At 57.0% G+C, this 20,863-nt stretch carries 20 protein-coding genes; 8 read left to right on the forward strand and 12 right to left on the reverse strand.

Annotated elements, in window-relative coordinates; translation table 11 throughout:
- Nucleotides 1-115: 115 nt before the first annotated feature.
- The gene (locus tag CVE41_RS02205) at nucleotides 116-2,296 is read left to right on the forward strand and encodes a GumC family protein (protein WP_198507700.1); all 2,181 of its coding nucleotides are present in this window, start codon (nucleotides 116-118) and stop codon (nucleotides 2,294-2,296) included.
- 21 nt (nucleotides 2,297-2,317) lie between these two features.
- On the opposite strand, the gene CVE41_RS02210 is transcribed toward CVE41_RS02205, so the two are convergent.
- The 7 genes from CVE41_RS02210 to CVE41_RS14545 form a co-directional block, all read right to left on the reverse strand.
- Nucleotides 2,318-3,568: an outer membrane beta-barrel protein gene (locus CVE41_RS02210; protein ID WP_100259190.1), complete on the reverse strand. Its 1,251-nt coding sequence runs from the start codon at nucleotides 3,566-3,568 to the stop codon at nucleotides 2,318-2,320.
- A 61-nt stretch (nucleotides 3,569-3,629) separates the two neighbouring features.
- Nucleotides 3,630-5,459: an ABC transporter ATP-binding protein gene (locus CVE41_RS02215; RefSeq protein ID WP_100259191.1), complete on the reverse strand. Its 1,830-nt coding sequence runs from the start codon at nucleotides 5,457-5,459 to the stop codon at nucleotides 3,630-3,632.
- Nucleotides 5,460-5,462: 3 nt separating this feature from the next.
- Nucleotides 5,463-6,404 (reverse strand): phosphoenolpyruvate carboxykinase (ATP), encoded by a 942-nt coding sequence (locus tag CVE41_RS02220; protein ID WP_100259192.1) that lies wholly within the window; start codon nucleotides 6,402-6,404, stop codon nucleotides 5,463-5,465.
- Nucleotides 6,401-8,242, reverse strand: coding sequence for an asparagine synthase-related protein (locus CVE41_RS02225; RefSeq protein WP_198507701.1), 1,842 nt, complete (start codon nucleotides 8,240-8,242; stop codon nucleotides 6,401-6,403). The genes CVE41_RS02220 and CVE41_RS02225 overlap by 4 nt, the downstream gene beginning before the upstream one ends.
- On the reverse strand, nucleotides 8,193-8,699 hold the full coding sequence (locus CVE41_RS15010; protein WP_100259194.1) for a lasso peptide biosynthesis B2 protein: 507 nt from the start codon (nucleotides 8,697-8,699) through the stop codon (nucleotides 8,193-8,195). Before CVE41_RS15010 ends, CVE41_RS02225 begins: the two co-directional genes overlap by 50 nt.
- A complete protein-coding gene (locus CVE41_RS02235) occupies nucleotides 8,599-8,895 on the reverse strand; it encodes a PqqD family protein (protein WP_100259195.1) in 297 nt (98 codons plus the stop codon). Before CVE41_RS02235 ends, CVE41_RS15010 begins: the two co-directional genes overlap by 101 nt.
- 60 nt (nucleotides 8,896-8,955) lie before the next feature.
- Complete coding sequence (locus tag CVE41_RS14545; protein ID WP_157799367.1) at nucleotides 8,956-9,117, reverse strand: lasso RiPP family leader peptide-containing protein; 162 nt, start codon at nucleotides 9,115-9,117, stop codon at nucleotides 8,956-8,958.
- A 139-nt stretch (nucleotides 9,118-9,256) separates the two neighbouring features.
- Here CVE41_RS14545 and CVE41_RS02240 point away from each other — a divergent pair, with 139 nt between their 5' ends.
- On the forward strand, nucleotides 9,257-10,372 hold the full coding sequence (locus tag CVE41_RS02240) for a nucleotidyltransferase family protein (protein ID WP_232725759.1): 1,116 nt from the start codon (nucleotides 9,257-9,259) through the stop codon (nucleotides 10,370-10,372).
- A 6-nt stretch (nucleotides 10,373-10,378) separates the two neighbouring features.
- On the opposite strand, the gene CVE41_RS02245 is transcribed toward CVE41_RS02240, so the two are convergent.
- Nucleotides 10,379-10,624 (reverse strand): hypothetical protein, encoded by a 246-nt coding sequence (locus tag CVE41_RS02245; protein WP_100259197.1) that lies wholly within the window; start codon nucleotides 10,622-10,624, stop codon nucleotides 10,379-10,381.
- A 191-nt stretch (nucleotides 10,625-10,815) separates the two neighbouring features.
- Here CVE41_RS02245 and CVE41_RS02250 point away from each other — a divergent pair, with 191 nt between their 5' ends.
- From CVE41_RS02250 to CVE41_RS02275, 6 genes are all read left to right on the forward strand, one after another.
- Nucleotides 10,816-11,865 carry a PAS domain-containing sensor histidine kinase gene (locus CVE41_RS02250; RefSeq protein ID WP_100259198.1) on the forward strand — a complete coding sequence of 350 codons (1,050 nt, stop codon included), beginning with the start codon at nucleotides 10,816-10,818 and terminating at the stop codon, nucleotides 11,863-11,865.
- 89 nt (nucleotides 11,866-11,954) lie between these two features.
- On the forward strand, nucleotides 11,955-12,887 hold the full coding sequence (locus CVE41_RS02255) for a glycosyltransferase (protein ID WP_100259199.1): 933 nt from the start codon (nucleotides 11,955-11,957) through the stop codon (nucleotides 12,885-12,887).
- A 123-nt stretch (nucleotides 12,888-13,010) separates the two neighbouring features.
- Nucleotides 13,011-13,820: an alpha/beta fold hydrolase gene (locus tag CVE41_RS02260; protein ID WP_100259200.1), complete on the forward strand. Its 810-nt coding sequence runs from the start codon at nucleotides 13,011-13,013 to the stop codon at nucleotides 13,818-13,820.
- Nucleotides 13,821-14,508: 688 nt separating this feature from the next.
- A complete protein-coding gene (locus CVE41_RS02265; RefSeq protein WP_100259201.1) occupies nucleotides 14,509-15,234 on the forward strand; it encodes an EcsC family protein in 726 nt (241 codons plus the stop codon).
- A 58-nt stretch (nucleotides 15,235-15,292) separates the two neighbouring features.
- Nucleotides 15,293-16,419, forward strand: a protein-coding gene (locus tag CVE41_RS02270) for an IS3 family transposase (RefSeq protein WP_232725760.1) whose coding sequence is annotated in 2 segments (ribosomal slippage) — nucleotides 15,293-15,545 and nucleotides 15,545-16,419 — 1,128 coding nt in all. Because the reading frame shifts where the segments join, the coding sequence is not laid out codon by codon here.
- Nucleotides 16,420-16,596: 177 nt separating this feature from the next.
- The gene (locus CVE41_RS02275; RefSeq protein WP_157799369.1) at nucleotides 16,597-17,568 is read left to right on the forward strand and encodes an endonuclease/exonuclease/phosphatase family protein; all 972 of its coding nucleotides are present in this window, start codon (nucleotides 16,597-16,599) and stop codon (nucleotides 17,566-17,568) included.
- Between the two features lie 722 nt (nucleotides 17,569-18,290).
- Here the strand turns inward: CVE41_RS02275 and CVE41_RS02285 are convergent.
- The 4 genes from CVE41_RS02285 to CVE41_RS02300 all read right to left on the reverse strand — a co-directional run bounded on the left by CVE41_RS02285 (nucleotide 18,291) and on the right by CVE41_RS02300 (nucleotide 20,780).
- A complete protein-coding gene (locus CVE41_RS02285; protein WP_100259204.1) occupies nucleotides 18,291-18,569 on the reverse strand; it encodes a hypothetical protein in 279 nt (92 codons plus the stop codon).
- 61 nt (nucleotides 18,570-18,630) lie between these two features.
- Nucleotides 18,631-18,924: a PRC-barrel domain-containing protein gene (locus CVE41_RS02290; protein ID WP_100259205.1), complete on the reverse strand. Its 294-nt coding sequence runs from the start codon at nucleotides 18,922-18,924 to the stop codon at nucleotides 18,631-18,633.
- Nucleotides 18,925-18,935: 11 nt separating this feature from the next.
- Entirely contained in the window at nucleotides 18,936-19,466 is a 531-nt protein-coding gene (locus CVE41_RS02295) for a hypothetical protein (protein WP_157799371.1), read from the reverse strand.
- A gap of 246 nt (nucleotides 19,467-19,712) precedes the next feature.
- On the reverse strand, nucleotides 19,713-20,780 hold the full coding sequence (locus tag CVE41_RS02300) for a L,D-transpeptidase family protein (RefSeq protein WP_232725761.1): 1,068 nt from the start codon (nucleotides 20,778-20,780) through the stop codon (nucleotides 19,713-19,715).
- Nucleotides 20,781-20,863 lie beyond the last annotated feature (83 nt).

A 20,863-nucleotide genomic window follows, 5' to 3' on the forward strand; every position in this document is an offset into this window, starting at 1 on the left:
AAGCCTTCAAGCAGGTTTCTAACCAAAGTCAGGGCGCAAGGGAAACTTCATTGCGAAGTAGTGCAGTCCTGCGTCGGCAAGCGTTGCCGCGTCCGCTTCCGAGATGGGGTCCCCCTTGGCAACACACATTCACGCCGGCTCCGAGCCCGCAACAACTCAATCGAGAGAAGGTCATAATGACTTTCGAAAAGCCCCCTTCCTTCCCGACCCGGGCGATCTGTGGGCGATACTGCGGCGGCGCATCTGGATATTTCTCGCCATTGCCGGGACCATCCTCATTTTGGCGATCGCCTATGCCTTGCTTCAGCCAAAAATATATTCTGCAACGGCATCGGTGCTGATCGAACCGGGTCAGCCGGCAGTCGTCGATTTGCAGCCGGTTTCGCCCGATTTGGTTCCGGATACCAACGTGATCGATACGGAGGTCGAAATCCTGTCCTCTCCTCGCCTCGCAGGGAAGGTGGCCGAAAGTCTCGATATTGGAAGGTATGCGGAGTTCGGAGGCGGTGAGCGTTCGCCGGTAAATGACAATACCCGTCCCGGCACACATCCGCTCGCCAGCGCCGTCCAGCGCCATGTCACAATCAGGCGTTCGGGTCTCACCTACCTCATCGGCATCAACGCCAGGTCCCGCAATCCCGAACTGGCAGCGGCCATTGCGAACGAATATGCCCTCCAGTATCTGGAACAACAGAAGTCCGGGAAACTGGAAGTTTCCCAGGACGCGGGCGAATTTTTGCAAGGTCGACTTGTCGATTTGCGCGCCAAGGCAGCGAATGCCGATGCCGCACTACACAACTACAAGATCCGCAATGGCCTCATGAGCGCAGAAGGCGCGACGATGGCAGAACAGGAAGTGTCCGTTCTCAACCAGGAAATTTCTGCAGCGCGCGCAGATCTGGCAGAGAAGCAAGGCCTGCTGTCGGCAGCAAGAAGCAGGGTTGGACGCGGTGGTGGCGGGGCGCAGGTTCCGGCCGCACTACAATCGAGTACGGTTGCCGAATTGCGCTCCCGCGAGGCTCGCTTGAGTGGCGAACTGGCCAATCTCGAGGAGCGCTATGGTGGACGCCATCCGCAAGTGCTGCGTGCGAGAGAGGAGATTGCGGACACCAGACAACAGATCCAGAGCCAGATCGACCGGATCCTGGCCTCGCTGGAGTCCGATGTCGTGGCGGCACGTTCGCGTCTCGGTTCGCTCGAAGCCAGCCAAAGCGGTGCCCGCGGCTCGCTGGAAGCCAACGATGCAGCGCAGGTGGGTTTCCTGGAGCTGGAGCGCAGCGCGGAGGCCGCCCGCTCGATCTACGAAGCTTTCCTCAAACGCGCGCAGGAAATGGGTTCGCAAGAAGGCCTGATACGCGCCGATGCCTCGATCGAAACGCTGGCTCGCGTGCCACGTTCTCCCTCCTCCCCCAATATTCCTCTGATAATTGCGCTGGGGGCGACCATGGCCCTTGTCGGGGGGCTGTTGGGTGTCGCCGCAGGCGAATATTTCGACGCCCGGATCAGGACCCGCTCCGACGTGGAGGACAAGCTGCGTATCCCCTATCTCGGTGCCGTTCCGGAACTCGGAAGCACCACGGAAAGCGCGGTGCGAGGCGTGGCACCGCACGATTTTCTCGTCGAACACCCTCAATCTAAGTTCGCCGAGTCCCTGCGTGCTTTAGGCTCGGCGCTCAAGCTGGGGACGCCCGATGGCGCAAGAAGCCTGGCAATAACTTCGGCCCTGCCACGTGAAGGCAAGTCGACCACTTCGCTTTGCCTCGCCCGATCTTTGGCCCTATCCGGCAAGCGCACCATCCTTGTCGATTGCGACTCCCGCAGGCGCGCGGCCAGCGAAATGCTGTTGCCGGAAAAGCACGTGGGCCTTCGCGGCTTTCTGGCTGGCTCACTATCGCTGACTGATGCAGTCTTCGTGGAAGATGCGACAGGATTGTCCGTTCTCGGGTCGCGTGTACCGAAGGACGACGGAAGCGACCTATTTGCTTCATCCCGGTTCTCCGAACTTCTCGCACAGCTAGAAGACAACTATAAAGTGGTTATCGTCGATACCGCGCCGATCCTGGGCATTGCGGAGACGAGGACGCTGGTGAGAGACGTTGATGCCACACTGGTGATCGCTCGATGGAGATCGACTTCGATCAAGGCGGTCGACACTGCGGTGGACCTGCTCCTTACATCCGAGGCACGTGTTGCGGGCCTCGCGCTAACACAGGTCGATGTGCGGCAACATGCAAGCACCGGGCAGCAGGACATCTACAGCTATCAGGAAGAATTTGCCGGCTACTACATGGAATAACGCGGAAGGGAGCAAATTCTCTCAGAAAGCGAGGCGAACACCCAGCATCGCTCGCTTGCGTTCGAACGTCCGGAAGAAATCCGCGTCCGAGCTGCGGTCGAAATACCGCAGCGATCCGACGATGCGCAGTCGGCGGTTGGCATAATAGATGCCTGACAGCTCGCCCGCTACCTCGTCTGCAGCAACATCGATAGCGCCGAGTGTTCTGATACGCGCGATGCGTGCATCCGCCTCGATCACGAAATTGCGCAGCAGTTCATGGCGGACGTTGAGGCGAGCCTGGCTCCGAAGATTGCCGGTCGTCAGACGCGAGCCACCCTCCTCGATCTCGCGATCGAAAAAGAACCTTACATCGGTCAGGGGGGTCACGTTCCAGTCTACGTGGCCGCCGTAGGAGACTCCGGAGATGTCCGCAAAGGCGGGAGAGTCGCTTTCCCTGCGCAAGATGCCAGCACGCGCTTCGACAAACAGCAAGCGGGTGAGTTCGATCCGGCCTCCGGCCTCCAGCTTGTAGCCCGTCGAGTCCCTGTCCGCCTGAAGTCCGCTTTCTTCAGCCGAGGTGTATTCGAACCTGTCGATCTGGGCGCGGACCAGGGCAGAAAGGCGTGGCGCAAATTCATAAGCCACTCTCCCCGACAAACGGCCATATCTGGAATCGCGAAAATCCTGTTCTATGGGATTTCCCTCGAAGGACACGCCATCCCGGAAATCGAGTTCTGTGATTTCGGCTTCGCCGGTTACCTCGATCGGACGCAGCGACCAATCCACCGCCACCAGAGTATTTTTGCGGGAAAAGCGGGAAGGTTCGCGGGACCGTTCGATGCTCCCGATGCTGGAGCGGCTTTCGGATAGGGCATCTGCGGCGACATAACCTCGGAGCGAAAGGTCGCGGCTTATGTCGAATGTGCCCTCAACCCGGGCGCCGGCTTCCAGCGCATCCTCGCTGCTCCACCGACGGTGCAGCGATTGATCCACGTAAGCGACGCCGCGTAGCCGATGTCGCCGCCACAAAGATCGAGCTTCAACTTTCCCGCGAACAGTGAGTATCTCATCGTCCGAACTTGCATCCGGCAAGGCCAGCGGATTGTCGTCATATTCGACGAAAGCATCGACACTTGGATGAAGCATGAAACTGCCGATCCTCGCCCCGACGGGGCGGTATCCTTCGAGCGTTTCGTCGCTTGCGGACCGATCGTCGATGCTTTGTGCGGCGACGGGAGCGGCAGACAGGATCAGGACCATGGCAGTTGTGGTCTTCGCGATGCGCACCATCAAGTCCTCCCGATGCCCGGTAACATGCCAGCCGCCATCGCAGCCCCGCCCGACAGAGACACTAAATCAGGTTAGTTGCGTGTACTCCGGGCGAGACGGGTGGTGCGGACGGGATGTCGGACGAGAGCATCCTTCCCACTATGCCGTCAGCACCTGCCAACTCGTCAGGGCTTCCCTGCTCCACCAATCTGCCGGCTTCGAGAGCGATCACGAAATCGGCTGCGGCCACCATTTGTGGACGATGCGCGATGACCAGCACCGTGACGATACCGCGCAGTTTCTCCAATGTACTGAGGATCGCATTCTGGCTTTCCCAATCGAGAGCGCTGGTCGCCTCATCCAGAACCAGAAGCTGCGGACGGGAGATCAATGCCCTCGCAAGGGCAATCCTTTGTCGCTGCCCGCCGGACAGGAACGCGCCATCGTCACCGATGACGGTTTTCATTCCCAAGGGCAATTCGCGAACGAAATCGTCCGCTCCGGCAAGCGCCAGTGCCTCCGTCAGTTCACGTTCGGAAGCATCCTGCCGAGCAAGCCTGAGATTGGTGGCGATATCCCCATGCAACAAGAAGGCATTCTGCGGCACATAAGCGACTCTCGATCTCCAGCTGCGAAGGGAACCGCGATCGAGATAGTGGCCGTCGATAGCGATCGCGCCACTGGTCGGGATCATGAGACCGGTAACAAGATCGGCCAGTGTGCTTTTCCCGCTACCGGAACGGCCGACCAAGGCGCAAGACGATCCGGCAACCAATTCGAAACTGATTTCATTCAGCGATGGCCGATCATCGTTACCTGGGTAGGCAAAGGAAACCCGGTCGAACGAGATAGCCTGACGAAGAACCGGATCCCCATGGCTCGCAATGACCGCCACCGGCTCACCAAGGCCCTCGAAGTCCTTTTTCAATCTCTCGATTTCGATGAACACAGGGAGATTTGAGATGATGTCCTGCGCGCCGTTCTGCAGACTGAGAAATCGCGGCGAGAGGCGCATGAGGATGAACAGGAACGTCACCAGAACGGCCAGCGAAAGTTGCAGGTGCAAAAGGCCCACATAGAGAATGGCAGCCACAGCGACAGCACTAAGGGTCTGCGACACCACTCCGCCCAGCGAAGCCAAACGCATATAGCCCACCGATTCATCGCGCACAGTCTCAAGGTTCCCCGCCAGATTGGCGCGAAACGCGTCTTCGGCGTTGTGGATCTTGGCTGTTTTGAGGCCGCCCAGAAATTCGCCGATCGTGCGATATTGCGCGCGTTTGTTGACCGTCCGTTCAATGCCGAAACGCGCTGCACGACGCCTGAGCGGCGCAAGAACCGCAAAGATGACGGCCCCCAAGAGGGTCGCAAGGAGTGTCATGGCAGGACTTATCAGCCAGGAGACGCAGAGGTAGATCAACAGTAGTATCGAGGTCTGCAGCAACATCATTGTGGCAAAAGCCGCCGCATAAATGCGCTCCACATCGGTGGTCATGAGATGGTGCAGATCGGCCTGCCTGCGGCTGACAAGATAGTCCCAACGCATCGACGAGACTCGCGAGAAAAGATCGAGCCGTACTGCGTTGAGCAGGCCGAACAGGTGGTTGGCGAGATATATGTTCTTGTAGCGGCTCAGCAACGCCTGCGACACGACCAGCGCGACAACGACAGCCAGCAACTGTTCGAGTGACAGCGAGATTTCCCAAACGAGCGGGATTTGGTCACGAGCCGCGCCTGACGAGGCTTCGAAATTCGCCAGCAAGGGCAAAACCATAAGCAGCGAGAGGCCCTCGGCGAGACCCGCAATCACCATTAAGGTAAGTGCGCTGAAGAATCCTTTCGTATCGTGCCTGAAAATCATTCGCAGAAGCGCGGGGAAGGACTTCCTGCCGTTACCTTGCTCTTTCGGCATCCGCTATTCCCGAAGGTCTTCAAGCAAGAAGGAGGCGATTTCTCCCAGTCTTTCAAGCGAGCGTGGTACCGTCAAAATGGCGATATCGCTGGTTTCAGCGACCTGGGTGCACTGGTCCAGATGTCTGCGCGCCGCATCTCCATCCAACGCTTGGGGCCCGAACCGTGTCACATAGGAAAATCGCAGCAAAGCCTTGAAGCGCAAATTGACAGGAAGGGATTCGGCGGCGAGCTGGGATCCCGTCGCAAGTAAATATATCTTCCGCAACCTCGTCGGCTTCGCGCTAAAACCGGCTGCGAGAGTATAGCGGTCCTTGTCAGGCACCCGCATCACGGCTGGCCTCCTTGCAGAACCCGCCGGTCGGTGAACACTGGCGGCTGCGGAAGAAAGCTTGACCTGTGCGAAGGCCGGCTGGATCATCTTCAGCTTGCTGCCGGAAAGGGCGAGTATATCGTCGGTGAGCAATTCATGGCCCGCATTGACGAGGCTGGCTGCAGTTGTTGATTTTCCCGCACCCTTGTCACCAAGAAACGCGATGCCCTGTCCGCCGATAGCCAGAGCGCTTCCGTGAAGCACGAACGCTTTTCGCGCCTGCAACACCAGGGCCATGACCGGGCCGAGCAAAGCAAAACCTAGCAGCTCCGGATCGGCACCGGCCGCCAGATCGACCACTACGCGCGACCTGTCTGCGATACGGAAGCACCCAAGTTCAGGCCAAACAAGAATAGTTTCGCTTTCGCTGAAGAGAAACTGACCTTCTGTCGGGAACCCGGTAAAATCGCATCCATCCTTTCCCCTTAGAAAAACAACATCGACTTCCGTAATCGCTGACACAGCGAGTTCGGGAAGCGCAAATGCCGATCCGACGCGCAATCCGAAGGCGCGGTAGTGAAACAATCGATGCTCCACCTCCTGCGACGCTTGATGATCGGGAGCCAGTATCACGCCGCCGCGCGCTTGGTGATCGACCGGCGCATTTCGACCCAGGCCCCAAGCGCAACCACCCGCCACACTGCTTGAACATTTGCCGAATTATTCTCGCCTGACCCCTGCATCAGCGCAAAGGCTGCACGCGCAGCTTCGAGATCGACGTAGGGCTCCAGCGCGTCTGAATGGAGGATGTGTTTGATATAAGACGAATGGTGCGCGACCATCCCGTCCTTCAGCTGTGCGGTGAAGTCCATCTTGCCGCGCCTTTGTAATATCGGCTGCGGCACCGTGCCCTTCATCGCTCGGCGCAAAACTACCCGTGTCTGGCCACCCTCAAGCTTCGCTATGGATGGAAGCGATAGGCAAAAGCTGACGAGCTCCTTGTCCCAGAAGGGAAAACGGCTTCCGATGCCTCGCCCGCGGTAAAAGCGAGCCAATACCTCGAATGCGTAGGGCTGCAATGGCGCCTTCAATTGCGCACAATGCTGCTGCGGCTCGGTTGCTCCGGACGGAAAGGGCGGCGATTGTCGCAGCCGTTCGTCGAGGCGGGTGTTTTCGATCAGATCCTTTGACGGCCAACCGGGCATAGGGGCACGGCACTTCTCACTGCCGCGCAACTTTTTCTTCGAGCCAACAGCTTTGTAAATCAGGCGCGCGGATCTGCCATGGGTCCTTCTAGCAACCGCCCCGACCAATTCGTGTCTGGCCTTTCCATAATCGCGAGCGATCGGACCGCACTCCTTCGCCAGACTCATCCATCGACCGGCAGCAGCAAGTTCGTCCAGACGTCCGAAACCGTGCGAGACCACCTCGTCCCCTCCATGCCCATCGAGCAGGACCGCAATCCCATCGTCTGCCGCGCGCTCCACGAGCGGTTTGATGGCGATCAGGTTCGGGGCCAGGAAAGGGCCACCTTGTTCTTCGAGCATGGCATTGAGTCCATCGAGCGGAGCATAGCTTTCTCGCTCGATTACTGTTGGTCGGAACCCGCCATTCCGGAGCGCCACGTCGATAAACGGCTTGTCATCATTCGCACCGCCATCGGCGAAGGTCATCGAGTATGTCGCCAATAGGGTATGGGAGGCAAGATGATCGCGCGTGACGCAAGCGATGCTGGTGGAGTCGAGGCCGCCGCTCAACAAGCATCCAAGCTTGTCCGCCTGGCGTGTGCGTTTGCGTATCGAATTCCGGAAGAGTTGCGCGAAGCGTTCCGGAGCCTCGCGAGCGTCACATTCGGCTGCTATTTCCAAGTTGACGTATTGGCGCACCTCGGTGCTTCCATTGCGATAGGTGAGAGAGTGGCCGGGCGGCAGGGTGCTGATCGCCTTCCACCTGGAGTTGCCTTCGATCACACGGCCGACCAGAAAATCCGCTATCGCCCATTCTTCCAAGTCGGAGCCGCCGGGCGGCAATTGAGGCAAGAATTGCGGGTCGGATGAGAAGACCAGCCTGTCGCCGAGTTCGCGGTAGCAGAGCGGTCGCACACCGAAGCGATCACGCGCGCAAAAAAGAGTGCGCGCGGCACTGTCCCATATCGCCAGAGCAAAATCGCCATCCAGCTTTTGCGGCAGCCCCGGACCCCATCTGCGATAACCGGCCAGCAGAAGTGACGCGACGGGGGTCGATCTGGACAGACCTAGCTCACATGAAAGCTCAACTAGGTTATAGATGGAAGCATCGGCAACAAGCCCGAGCTTCATATCGGCATCATGGGCAAGAATTGCGGGGTCGTTCGCCAGAAATTGCACATCGACCTTGCCGTCTGCGCCTTTCGGGACGGTGCCTGAAATGGCAAAATTCATCTCAGCCCAAATCTGCCAGTTGCCTGTATGCCGAAACGCTTCCGTCCGCATTTCCCAGCACGCAGACGCCATTGCAATTGACCCATGCATGAGCGCTGACAGGGCCGCCGCTCTTTAGCCGGACACCCACTATTATGTTAGACCGGTGCCCGGACCGCGCGAGGAGCCACCGAAGGGCAACCGCTTGTGGCAGACAATTGGCAAATGGAATGAAACGTCCTGCAAAATGAAAATGCCGGCCAAGCCATCTGGCGTAATGTTGCGAACCCTTTCGGGAAATCGGCTTGGCGGTGGCGGCGGCAAGCCGGTTATATCCGAGCAGGGCCAGGGAAGCTGTCGCAACAATCAAAACCACTGCGCAGCGCATCAGTAGAAACGGATCCAACTGCTTGGTGGTTGGTCGCTTGTCAGGCATCGGCAAATAATCGCTCGATCCTGACCAGCCGCGCATCTTCCATCTCAAGGACGATGACCTCTGCATCGGACCGGCATCTGGCGTGATCGACATCGAATTCTGCTTCGATCGCTCCACAAATTTCTTGAAAACCGGCCCCGTCTGTCACGGCTTTCCAGATCACCACGCCAACTTCGTCGAGGCTGTAATAGATTTTGCGGGAAAGGTTGAGGAGTACCATGCCTGGACCAAGTCCCGCCGAAACGACATCGGGATCGGCATTGATGATCGTGCTGTCAGCTATCGGCATTTCGCACCCTTTCGCAGCGAAAGAGAGGCGGACAAGATTTACATTGCCCGCCCCTGCAGTTCAGGACATCCCGCCGTCGACGCCGCATGTCAGGTCGCCGAAAGGGGTTCCGGCGGGGAATGCAGCATCGAGCGCATCGGGGCAGCCGTTGGCCTGCGTAATGCGCTCGAAAGTGCCGACCTCGGTAAGGACGGGGGTTGAATAGGCTTTCTTCTCATTCATGTCGAAACTCCTTTTAATCGCTCTCGAAGTGAAAGGATTGGTCCGGCGAAAATGAACTTTTTCAGATGGTTAAGCAAAGGTTATCACGCCAATATTATTTGGCCATTCCAGTTTATAACCCAGGTTATTTTTGCCTGCAGTGATCGTGCCAACGGTGTCGGCAATGCGCATTCACGGCGGCAAATCCATGGTTATGAGCGAACTCGATTTCATCGGAAATTGCGCGAGCGTGCTGATGAAAGGAAAGCGAAGTTCAGCCCGATCAGGAAGGGGGTTCATCGATCCGCAAATTGTCCTGCGTCTCTTGGCCGAAAACCGAATGATGACTGCGTGCGAAATCGCGACGGCACGGACAGGTAGCGCACCGTTTGAGGGATTTGCAGACGCATTCCTTTCAGCAAGAGGGCGCGCGATGCTCGTGAATTCTCAGAACATGGCGATGATGCGCCTTGCGCTGCCCGCATTGAGGTGCTCCAACATCGAACCGGTTCTCTTCAAGGGACCGCTCGCACTTGCACAACTTTACGGCGATCTGTTCTTCCGCACCGCCAACGACATGGACATGCTGGTCCGTAAGGCACAGTTCGACGACGCGGTTTCCACCCTCTTGTCTGTCGGATTCACCTTGCGGCCCGATTGCGGGAATGCATGGTGGCGGCAGTCGCTCGGGGAAGTCCATCTCCAGCACGTGGACTTCCCGCTTTGTACAATCGACTTGCATCACAAATTGCAGCAACCGGGCTGTCCCTCGCCAAAGAGGCCGGAAGAGATACACGACTTGGTTACACAGCTCAGTCTAGGATCAGAGGTGGTACAAGGCTTTGGACCGGTCGGGAGCCTCCTTGTCGCAAGCCTCAACCTTGTGAAGGGGGTGATGGCTCACAAGTTTTCAGGAAAATATGCGCTCGATGTCGCGGTAGGGTTGAGCCGGCTCAGTGGGGCTGATCAGTCAAATTTGGAAGAGCTTTTGAAAAGGCAGGATCTGCTGGGCAGCTTCGGTTTTGCCGTCCAGCTGAGCGAAGCTGCATTCGATGTCGAGCTCGATTTCCCATCAAGCCCGCCGCAGTGGCAAAATACCGAGATGCGAATAATGGTTATCGATCCGGAAAACCCTTCGCTGAACTGGCCGCGCCGTCGGGAAATGCTTTGGCACATGACCCGGGACAGAGAAGGCTTATTCGGTGCACGACTGCGCTTTGCACAAGAAACTCTGAGAGCGCTTTCGGGCGAAGCCTTGCGCAAGGTCGGGGTATAGCGGGGGCTACCGATTAACAGGCTCATCCCTTGTGTCGCTTTCCATTGACAATGCATCGAACCGCGTCATTGCCATTTCTGGCAGACATTCCATCACACCGGGAATTTTTCGGTTCTCCTGCCACAAGGTACTGGGGCGAGCGCGCGCCAAATCCCTGGCGATGATTGCCGCTTGTCGATCACTTGCGGCCGTGAATTCGATCCTCTCCGGTCGGTCATGATGGAAGCTGGAGAAGCGGAGGATATACTGCATGGATGAGTCTTTCGCGAAACGGGTGATATCAAAGGGCCATCTAAGCAGACGCCCCGACCAGCGATTTCACTTATATTAGCCAACTCGATTTCTGATCGTGTTGGCGCTTTACGCCCCCTCGGCAGCCGGAAACGCTGTATCCTGCTTTATGCCCGTGCTAATGCCGCTTCATGGGCTGGGTGGGCAACTAGATGGATACCGAAACGCAGGACCGACACGGCCTGACCTGGCAGGTAACGCCCGACCTTCTGGGTGTACTCAACGATTCCGGACTGTTCGAGGCAACCAATCCCGCGTGGGAAGCCACTCTGGGTTATGCCTCAAGCGAAATCGAAAACCGGCGCTTCTTCGATTTCATCCATCCGGAGGATGTCCAGCGTACGCAAGATGCGTTCGAAGCCATCCAGCAAGGCGAGCCGATTCTGAATTTTCGCAATCGGTATCGGCACAAGAGCGGCGAATACCGCTGGCTATCGTGGAACTGCGTGCCCGAGCGAGGCAAATTCTATTGCAGCGCTCGCGATGTCACCGAAGCAGTGGACGACCGCACGGCTCTGCGGAGCAGCGAAGACGAAGCCGCGCTGCGCGAACAATTCATCGCGGTCCTGGGTCATGACTTGCGCAATCCTCTCGCGGCATTGAAGTCCGGCTATGCCTTGCTGGCCAAAGAAGAACTCAGCGCGCGTGGCCAGACTGTCATCGGCCATGGAACGGTAACGCTCAACCGCATGAGCCGCCTGATCGATGACCTGATGGACTTCGCACGGACCCGCTTGGGTAGCGGCCTGTCACTCGACATCACTTCCGGAGAAAGGCTTGAAGTTGCCATCCGCGGAGTCATCCAGGAAATCCGCATCGTTAATCCGGACGTCTCGATACAATCCGAAATCCTGTTGACCGACCCTGTACCTTGCGACGTTGCGCGCGTCTCGCAATTGCTGTCCAACCTCATAGCCAATGCCGTAACACATGGGGACATATCCTCTGTGATATCGGTTCGAGCGTACGAGAACGCGGACGAACTCCTTCTCGAGGTTGAAAACGGTGGCGACCAGATCGAACCGGCAGCTATGGCAAAGCTGTTCGAACCCTTCGTCCGCGAAGAGATCCGTCCATCACAGGAAGGGCTCGGCCTCGGCTTGTTCATCGCCTCCCAGATCGCCCAATCACATGGCGGCAAGTTGGCTGTTAACTCGGATCCGCAGAGTACGATCTTCACATTCCGCATGCCACGAGAGTGAAATCTCAGTCGCCCGCCTGATCGTATTCGAGCATCGAATGCTAACCCAGGTGGTATACTGGCGTTGCTTTTTGTCGCACCACTCGAGGCATGACGATAGAGCTTCGAGCCGCAAGCCACCCTTCCGTTTTGGAACCTAGAATTTCCGTCGGCATTTGCACGTTCCAGAGAATCAGCGTCTCCGATACGCTCCGCTCAATCTCGCAACTCGATAAAGGTCTGGTTCCGGTCGAGATCCTGATTGCAGATAATGACAAAACCGAAAAAGCGCGCCTCAGGATTGAAACGGCCGGTCACCATTTCAAGCTTCCCGTGCGCTACATTCACGCTCCTGCTGGGAACATCTCGGTCGCCCGCAATGCCTGCCTTGATGCCTGCCAGACCCGCTGGCTCGCCTTCATCGACGATGATGAAACAGCTCGGCCCGACTGGCTGTTCCACCTGGCTGAGTTTCGATCCGGGTCTCACGCTATAATTGGTCGATCACAGGCGATCTATTCGCCGGAATTACCCGATTGGGTTGCCGTCTGCGATTTCCATTCCAATCGGATCGAAGGAAATCCTGCTAATGCCTATACTTCCAACGCACTCATCGACGCAGAGTTTGTCAAATCCATCGGTTTGCGTTTCGATCTTGGCCTGGGCGTTACCGGCGGCGAAGATACGATGTTTTTCCGCCAATTGGAGAAAGCGGGCGGGCGGATCGTCTACCAACCGAAATCCGTAGTCGACGAGCCCGTCCCTCCACACCGGGCGACAATGCGCTGGGTACTGAGGCGCTCCTTTCGGTCGGGGCAAACCCACACGAAAGTCACCCAGCAAATAGGATATGAGCGGCTTGGCCTTGTAGCTTGTTCTGCAATTCTCAAGTCGTTGATGTGTTTCCTGGTCAGCGCGATCGGCTTCATCCGTCTCGATCTTGGTAGGAAGTGGCTGCAAAGAGCGTTCCTTCACGCCGGGGTCGTATGGCAAGCTCTCGGTCTCGTTTCGGTAAGTGAATACCGCAATCCCGCGACGAACTGATACCGGGGCTCAATTGGGCACCATTGAAACCGGGATTTTTCCAGCCGCTCTCTCCGAATCGTGGAAGAAAGGGGCAATCGCAACCGAAGAAGCCCAGAAGTCATTGAGAGACGTTCATCATATATGACCTTTCACCAAACGCGCTCAGGCCACGGCCAGCCTCTCCTGCTTGTTCACGGCCTTGGCGGAAGCATTCGATCATGGGATCCAATCTCTCCGACGCTTTCGCGAAGCAGGGAAGTCATTGCCTTGGACCTCCCCGGTCACGGGAGGACGCCCGAAGAGCGCGACAGTGGCACGTTCGACGGGCTGGCGTGCAGCTTGGCCGATTGGCTTGACGCCGAACAGCTTGACGGCATCGATATGGTGGGAAGTTCGATGGGCGCACGGCTGGTGCGCGAAATGGCGCGACGCGGAAAGGCCGGTAGAGTCGTCGCGCTTGATCCGGGCGGCTTCTGGAAAGGGTGGGAGCGTACTTTTTTCCGAACTACCATAACCGCATCGATCGCCCTGGTCCGCGCATTGCGGCCAGCTCTCCCGGCCATCACCAGAAATGTCGCAGGTCGAACTGCGCTCATGATCCAACTTTCCGCAAGGCCGTGGGCGCTAGATCCTGCTTTCCTGTGCCAGGAATTGGAGGCATTGGCAGATACGCGGACAATTCGTTCGCTTGTCGCCGATCTCGCGACGGGAGCGGCCCAAGAGGGCACCCCAGATACGTCAAAACCCGTCGTGATCGGCTGGGGGCGCAAGGATCGGCTGTGCTTACCGCGACAAGCGTGCCGTGCGATGTCGGCGTTTCCAAATGCTGCGATGCATTGGTTTGAGGATAGCGGGCACTTTCCCATGTGGGATCAGCCGGCAGAAACGACCGAACTGATCTTGGGCGACAAGGGTATTTCGCACACTCCTGACGAGCTCACTAAATGCTGACCAGTCAAAAGGCTTGAGTCTTGGACTGCGCCCGCCATGAAAAGTCTTGATCAAGCGGTTGAGGGGGCGCCAAAAAATTCATCCTTTGGCTCAGCTTCGCGGTTGGGGGGTATCGCCTGATTCAATCAAAGCTGGAAATACCCGTAGGATAGTCCCGCGAAGGCTAAGGCTTTAGTCATCCAATTGCGTACGCATACGGCTCGAATCGAACCCGCGCGATGGAATGAGCGTCTGTGATTTCAATCAGTGATATAGGTCGAAAATCCGGACCCATGCGAACACAAGCGACCCTATGCGAACGCTATTTCCTGGTAGCGGAGGAGGGATATGTCGCAAGCACTTATCTAATTGTTTCTCCTCATTTATTTTAGCTCAGATCCAGAAAATACCCCCAGCGATCCCCCGGAAGCCGGCATTTGCGACAGGCCGTTGCAACAGCGCGATTGACCGATCAAGCGCGTGTCGAGCGCCTTTATGGTCGCGCTCTGAATGGCAGAGACTGAGGCTGTAAGCGGACGATCCGCTAGTGGTTTCTTCTGTCGGAAGTTGCCTGTCCGCAAACGACTCCGTTGCGGACGCTCCGGTAAGGGGCTGGTGCCTCAGAGGCCCGGTGGTTCTCTCGCCTTAAGATGCCTAGGCCGGCATGAGTTTTTAAGGAACCCGCCTAGTAGCCAGCCATTGAAGAGCCATGGACATTCAGCAAGACCAACAGAAATTCCGCGACAGCAAACCTTCCCGTCTTGGACGAGGAATCGAGCGGTTGACCCACCCATTTGGCAAGGCGCTAGCTTCCGTCGTGCCGAAAAGTCTTATCGAAGCTGTATTGAAAGGTCTCGACAGCGCGATTGCAGCTCCGCAGCTCGTTCGCTTCGATCATGATACGACCGACATCGCCGCAGCACACCGTGCAGCTAACAAAGTAGCCCGTGCGGCACGAGTCATTAGTGCGACCACTGGCGCAGCCGCAGGTTTGGGCGGCGCGCTTTCGATGAGTGCGGATATCCCTGCAACCATCGGCATCGCCTTGCGCACCATTCGGGATACCGGACGCGCATACGGGTTCGAAGGTGAAGGTGCCGCTGAAAAATTGTTTCGGCTACAGGTTTTGGAGCTAGCCGCGCTCGATGATCCGGAGGAACGTGAGGCGCACATCGCCGATTTGGAAGCAGGCATTGGCGATCAAGGTCAACTGATTCACGCTGATCACGAACATATCACCCCGATTGTTGACCAAGCGGTTGAGCGCGTGTCGCGAGCTATTGCGTTTGCGAGCTTCCGCAGCCGAGCCGGCATGATCGTTCCAATGATCGGATCGGTAGTAGGCGGTGTAGTAAACTCTTCTTTCCAAAATGATGTCGGCAAAGCTGCACGGTTTGCCTTCCAAGCAAGGCATCTAGTTGCAAATGAGCAGTGACGTGCTCCCCTGAAACTCCGCCAGTCTGAGCTAGAGTCCTTCATGAAGGAGGACGGCGATGAAGCGCAGCAGGTTTACCGAGGAGCAGATCATAGCGATCCTGCGGGAGCAGGAGGCTGGATCGACGACGGCGGACGTTTGCCGCAAGCACGGCGTGAGCGGTGCGACGTTCTATAAATGGAAGGCTACCTATGGCGGCATGGACGTGTCGCAGGCGCGCAAACTGAAGATGCTTGAGAGCGAGAATGGCCGGCTGAAGCGGTTGCTGGCAGACGCCATGCTCGACAACGCGGTGCTCAAAGAGGTGGCGTCAAAAAACTGGTGAGGCCTGCCGCTCAGCGCGGGGCAGTCGAGCATGTTCGACTGCTCTTCGAGATCAGCGAGCGTCGGGCCTGTTCCATTCTTGGCGTTGATCGATCGTCGATGCGCTATGCGCATCGGCGTGGTGATGATGGCGACCTTCGGTCGCGTCTTCGTGAGATCGCGCTTGAACGTCGCCGGTTCGGCTATCGGCGGCTTGGGATCATGCTCGCCCGTGAGGGCATCGTGATGAACCACAAGAAGCTGCTGCGACTGTATCGCGAGGAGAACCTGCGTGTGCGGCGTCGCCGGGGCCGCAAGCGTGCGATGGGCACGCGGGCACCGATGACGTTGCCGCAGCGTCCGAACCAGCGCTGGAGCCTGGACTTCGTCAGCGACACGCTGGTGTGTAGCAGGCGCATCCGCATCCTTGCGGTGGTCGACGACTTCACGCGGGAGAATCTCGCACTGGTGGTCGATACGTCGCTGTCGGGCGATCGTGTGGCGCGCGAGCTCGATGCGATCATCGCCGTTCGGGGCAAGCCGCTGATGATCGTGAGCGACAACGGAACGGAGCTGACCAGTCTGGCGATCCTGCGCTGGGCGCAGGATCGGCGGATCGAATGGCACTACATCGCGCCCGGCAAGCCGCAGCAGAACGGCTTCGTCGAAAGCTTCAATGGCCGCTTGCGCGACGAGTGCCTGAACGAAACGCTGTTCGCATCACTGAGCCACGCCCGATCGGTGCTGCGAGCATGGCGCGACGACTACAATCATGTGCGGCCGCATAGCGGGATAGGCGGGCTGACGCCCGCCGAAGTTGCCAGGCAGGTTGCACAACCCCACCCGCCAGGGGACCCTGGCAACCCCGGACTCTACTTATGAGTGGAGGAGAAAAGGGGAGCACGTCAGAGCACGTCAGCAGCCGCCCGCCTAATCCTTTTTCAATCAAATTGCTTGGTTCCGAGCCACTCTCAACGTACATTAGAATGTCGGTGGGGTTTGCTAGTCGGGGAGAACCTTAGCTTGCCGAGAGATTAGTGGGCCAATGGGGAATTGATTTTGAAGAAGCTCGGCATATCACTCATCGCTCTTGCAACACTTTTGCTCATTGCGGTTCTGATTTCTCTGATTCCGAGCGACGCGTGGTTTGTCAGGACCGTTGATCTCGTGCGTGAGCCAATGTCTTACGTTGCTGCGCTCTTGCTAATTCTCGCGCTGTTTCTAGCCAGAGCTCAGCGCTGGGCTGCAGTGACCATGTTTGGGCTGGTCATTCTCATCAACGTCTGGCGCATTTGGCCGTATTCCTTTCTTGCCGAAACGCAACTAGCGCTCGCGGAGGAAACTCCGCAAGCAGCTGAAGCCACGTGTTTTTCCGCGATGTCGGTCAATGTGAAGGTCAAGAACCACCAGTATGACCAGATAATCGCACAAGTGCGAAAGCACGATCCCGATGTATTGTTCTTGATGGAAACCGATGCACGGTGGATCAATCAATTGGAGCCTGTGTTATCGGCCTATGGTCACGTGGACCGGCACCCGCAACCCGAGGCGTTCGGGTTAGTTTTCGCCACTCGGCTGCCAACCTTGAAGTCCAGCGTGGTTGAAAACACGCATAGGGACACACCCACGCTTTATGCGACACTCCAGCCTGCCGGAACGCAGCCAATTGAATTTATCGGCCTCCACCCGAAACCACCGCTGCCTGGATGGAATACGGATAGCCGCGACGAAAATATCGTCAATGCCGGTGTTCAAACACCCGATCGCTTGCCCAACGCCATTGTGATGGGTGATTTCAACGATGTCCCCTGGTCGCGCACAACCAGTAAATTTCGCTCGACGGGCGGCTGGCGTGATCCGCGTATTGGTCGCGGCACCTATCCTACCTTCCCGGCAAACTTGCTTTTTGTCGGCTGGCCGTTGGATCAACTCATGGTGAAGGGCGGCCTTCAGCTACAGTCTTTTGAAGTGCTGTCCGACAATGGTTCTGACCATCGCGCTATGCTAACCCATGTGTGCGCTCCATTATGACGCAAGGTCAGTGTTTGCAGTGAAATCGGGCAACGATGAGCGATTACCCGTCGATCTTGTGGTCCGACAAAACTTTTCGGAACATTCCTGTCGTACTACCGGTTAAAAAGGTGAGAGATGCAAACGGGCGAGAGTTCTCGTCTAAGGGTATGGCCCTCGCGCTCGACAGGACTTAGTCCGATGGGATCGGATTGTGACCAGACGGGAGAAATTCAGGAGATTTCTCATCAAATATTTCATTGCACCAAGCTTGGCACTAGCGGCGTTCGCCGCTGCCGGTACCGCGCAAGCCGACAATCATTCGCGTGATGCGGAATGGAAGGCCGAAAGCCCTGAAATCGTGGAGCGCACACCCCAAGGAAAAGTGACGAAAGTCCGAGTTAAGGGGAAAGTCTATGATGTCTGCGAGAACGAGAAGCAGGATAGCTGCATCCAACCGCGGGCAGCAGGTCTCAATCGCGGCGATTTCCCTCTGAATTACTGGCCTGGAAATCGCTCCTAGATCCTTGTGTAGCGCCTCGGCAATTATGTCGGGGCGCTTTTGCTTGTGAATGGGAGGCCAGCGTCTGCAGACCTTGCAGTCTCCCAAGCGAAAATCTTAAGCTACTTGTTGAGCGATTTTGTCCACGCTCAATGTGAAGAAGGCCGCTGCGGTGAGCAGGGGCCCTCTAGTGTGAAAACGCGACGGGGAATGTAGGCGCCTTCAATAAATACTAATGGCCCTACTCGAGCTCGTCGGCTCTTTCGTTGAGCGCTTCTGCGCGTTCGTCCCCAATGTCGTCGATTTGCTCTGCGCGTTGGTTGAGCGCGTCTTCACGAGCGTCAGTTGGCGCTTCGTCCGCCATTTCTTCCAGCTGTCCAGCACGGTCGTCGCCGTAATTTTCAACGGCGTCCGCCCGTTCTTCCTTCGCATCTCCGCGCTCTTCCATCGCCGAATCCTCACCGCAAGAACCAAGCAGGGCAAGCGTGGGAAGTGCAGCGATCACTGCTAGTTTTTTCATCTTAGAAACTCCTGTCTGAGTTTGAGGAACGCGCCCCTTGTAAAATCTGTCATTTTTTTGGTCAGTCCCTACGGCTCCGTACCTTCTGGTACTGTGCTGGAGATGCCGCTCCATCATCGCGATAGATGACGTGGTCATCGCGGATGTCGAGGTGGTCGACAGAAACAAGTCGCCCATCCTCCATCCTGACAGCAAGGACATTTTCGTTTTCTTTGTCGACGAGCATATCGTTAACTTTGCCGTAATTCTCGCCAGTAGGCGACTGCACAGGATAGCCGCGAATGTCCTGCTCCTCATGTTCGAGCTGCCAGTTCGAGAGAGAATCTAGTTCTGCAAATCTATCGTCGTGTTTCATTTGGTAGCTCCTTACTCAGCGACAGTGACGTTGGTTGCATCGATGAAGATTTCAGGGTTTTCCGAAATTTCGCGGCTCACAGATGCTGGCACGTTGCCATCATAAGCCTGGACAGCCCCTTCGATCGAAACAGTCGATCCAGGGTTCACATCGATCTCACCTTCCATGGGCGTGTCTGGCCTTGGTACTTGATTGAAAGTGACGAGCGTTTCGTTGTCTCCTTCACCCACCGTGAATGCCATGTCCCCAACTACTTCGTTGACCGACACACCCTCCAGACGAACCTGCCGTCCAACGAGTGAAGCATCACCGGTCAACATTCCAAGCGTCGTAATCAGTAACGCATCGCTATTTGCAGAAACATCAGCCTCACCGTTCAGATCGCTTGCGGCGACGGTGTCGCTATCAGCATTAGCCAGATCCACCTCGCCATCATCGTCGTTCGCAAACAACCACCAGAGCAGCAGCGCGCCCAGCAGCAAGAGTAAAAGAATCCAGATCCAACTGGACGATGATTTCTTCTCCACGGGGATTTCAGCCATTTAGCACTTCCTGTTTTCGGGGGCTCCGTAGCCTCGCAATCTGCGAATCACGTGGCGCACTTTAAGATAAGCGCATTGATAAGATTAAAGTTCCCACCAAGGATGGCGGCAAAAAACGACAGCGTGAAAGGGTGATTTACGAAGCACACCGGTTTTAAGTTCAAACTGATGGCATGGATTGCAATGCTATTGCTTTGCCGCATCGCTCAATTCGGTCCGCTGAGCCTGGGAAATTTCACTTTAGTCTTAGAGGAATATCACCGGAACTCCCGTCGTGACAGCCCGCGCCAGCTCTTCGGCATCCCAATTGGTTAGGCGAACACATCCGTGGCTCGTGCGCTTACCGACCATTTGTGGGTCGGGAGAGCCATGTATACCGTAGCCTTCTTTGCCCAGATCAATCCAAGTCCCTCCGATGGGGTTGTTAGGACCGGCAGCGATCGTAAGCCGCTTCCCAGGGCCCCATTTTTGATCCTCAGGGTCAAAATAGTATTTGGGCTCAGTCGCTATTGCTTTGACCTTCATTTCCCCGTTTGGGCTAGGAAAGTCATCGCTGCCTATTGTCGCAGGGTAACTTGCAATAACCTTGCCATCTTTATCGAGCGCCGCGACAGTATTGTCATCTTTGCGAACCTCGATTTTGGCAATGCCGGCTGCTAGCTTTTCGTCTCCGTGAGAGACAATTACGAGCGTAGTCCCGGCTTGGCTGAAATTCGCATTTGGATTGAGGGCTTCCAGGAAGCCTTGATCCATATGAAAGCGCTCACTGAACATTTCCGATGCGCTCTCGTAGTTAAGGCGATCATCCTTGGCCATCTCGGCAAAATCGTCAGGGTTCTCCGGGAATTGGCTTGAGGCGTCCTCTTCACTGATTTTGTGCGTAGTGAAGGTAGGCCCACCGTACGTTTTCGCGAGCGAGCTGATCAGCTCTTCGTCGACACCATCTCCCTCTGGCAACCCATTAGCCTGCCTATAGTAACGGATGGCGCGACGCGTGTTGCTACCCATGTAGCCATCGATAACACCTGGAGAGTGCCGACTTCGATCCAGCATTACCTGTAGGGCAATGGTCTCGAGCGTGCGCTTGCCGAGCATCTCCCTCGTCACGCCTTCAGGAAAGGTGACGCTAAGACTACTGTGAAAAACGGATACAGGCTGGCTGTCAGAACCTCGCGCCAGTGAGGGGGCAGGGATCACGGTCGACGCGGCCGCGAGCGCTACAAGGTTGATGCATGCTTTACCAATCATACCCAATAGACGTCTAACCGGCATTGGACGTTCCGCGACACCAAATCCCGCGCCTCCTTCATTCAACTGACGCCAATCTCATCGACATGACGAAATCGCTAGCTCACCAACGGACTGCCGACACTCTGCTTTCAGCCGCCTGCTGCACG

The organism is Qipengyuania seohaensis, from assembly GCF_002795865.1.
Classification (GTDB): domain Bacteria; phylum Pseudomonadota; class Alphaproteobacteria; order Sphingomonadales; family Sphingomonadaceae; genus Qipengyuania; species Qipengyuania seohaensis.

Excerpts from the sequence above, each read along its gene's own strand:
- CVE41_RS02210 (WP_100259190.1), bottom strand. The coding sequence starts at position 3,568 with ATGGTGCGCATCGCGAAGACCACAACTGCCATGGTCCTGATCCTGTCT.
- CVE41_RS02215 (WP_100259191.1), bottom strand. The coding sequence starts at position 5,459 with ATGCCGAAAGAGCAAGGTAACGGCAGGAAGTCCTTCCCCGCGCTTCTG.
- CVE41_RS02225 (WP_198507701.1), bottom strand. The coding sequence starts at position 8,242 with ATGCGGACGGAAGCGTTTCGGCATACAGGCAACTGGCAGATTTGGGCT.
- CVE41_RS15010 (WP_100259194.1), bottom strand. The coding sequence starts at position 8,699 with ATGTCGATCACGCCAGATGCCGGTCCGATGCAGAGGTCATCGTCCTTG.
- CVE41_RS02235 (WP_100259195.1), bottom strand. The coding sequence starts at position 8,895 with ATGCCGATAGCTGACAGCACGATCATCAATGCCGATCCCGATGTCGTT.
- CVE41_RS14545 (WP_157799367.1), bottom strand. The coding sequence starts at position 9,117 with ATGAATGAGAAGAAAGCCTATTCAACCCCCGTCCTTACCGAGGTCGGC.
- CVE41_RS02245 (WP_100259197.1), bottom strand. The coding sequence starts at position 10,624 with ATGCAGTATATCCTCCGCTTCTCCAGCTTCCATCATGACCGACCGGAG.
- CVE41_RS02250 (WP_100259198.1), top strand. The coding sequence starts at position 10,816 with ATGGATACCGAAACGCAGGACCGACACGGCCTGACCTGGCAGGTAACG.
- CVE41_RS02255 (WP_100259199.1), top strand. The coding sequence starts at position 11,955 with ATGACGATAGAGCTTCGAGCCGCAAGCCACCCTTCCGTTTTGGAACCT.
- CVE41_RS02260 (WP_100259200.1), top strand. The coding sequence starts at position 13,011 with ATGACCTTTCACCAAACGCGCTCAGGCCACGGCCAGCCTCTCCTGCTT.
- CVE41_RS02265 (WP_100259201.1), top strand. The coding sequence starts at position 14,509 with ATGGACATTCAGCAAGACCAACAGAAATTCCGCGACAGCAAACCTTCC.
- CVE41_RS02285 (WP_100259204.1), bottom strand. The coding sequence starts at position 18,569 with ATGAAAAAACTAGCAGTGATCGCTGCACTTCCCACGCTTGCCCTGCTT.
- CVE41_RS02290 (WP_100259205.1), bottom strand. The coding sequence starts at position 18,924 with ATGAAACACGACGATAGATTTGCAGAACTAGATTCTCTCTCGAACTGG.
- CVE41_RS02295 (WP_157799371.1), bottom strand. The coding sequence starts at position 19,466 with ATGGCTGAAATCCCCGTGGAGAAGAAATCATCGTCCAGTTGGATCTGG.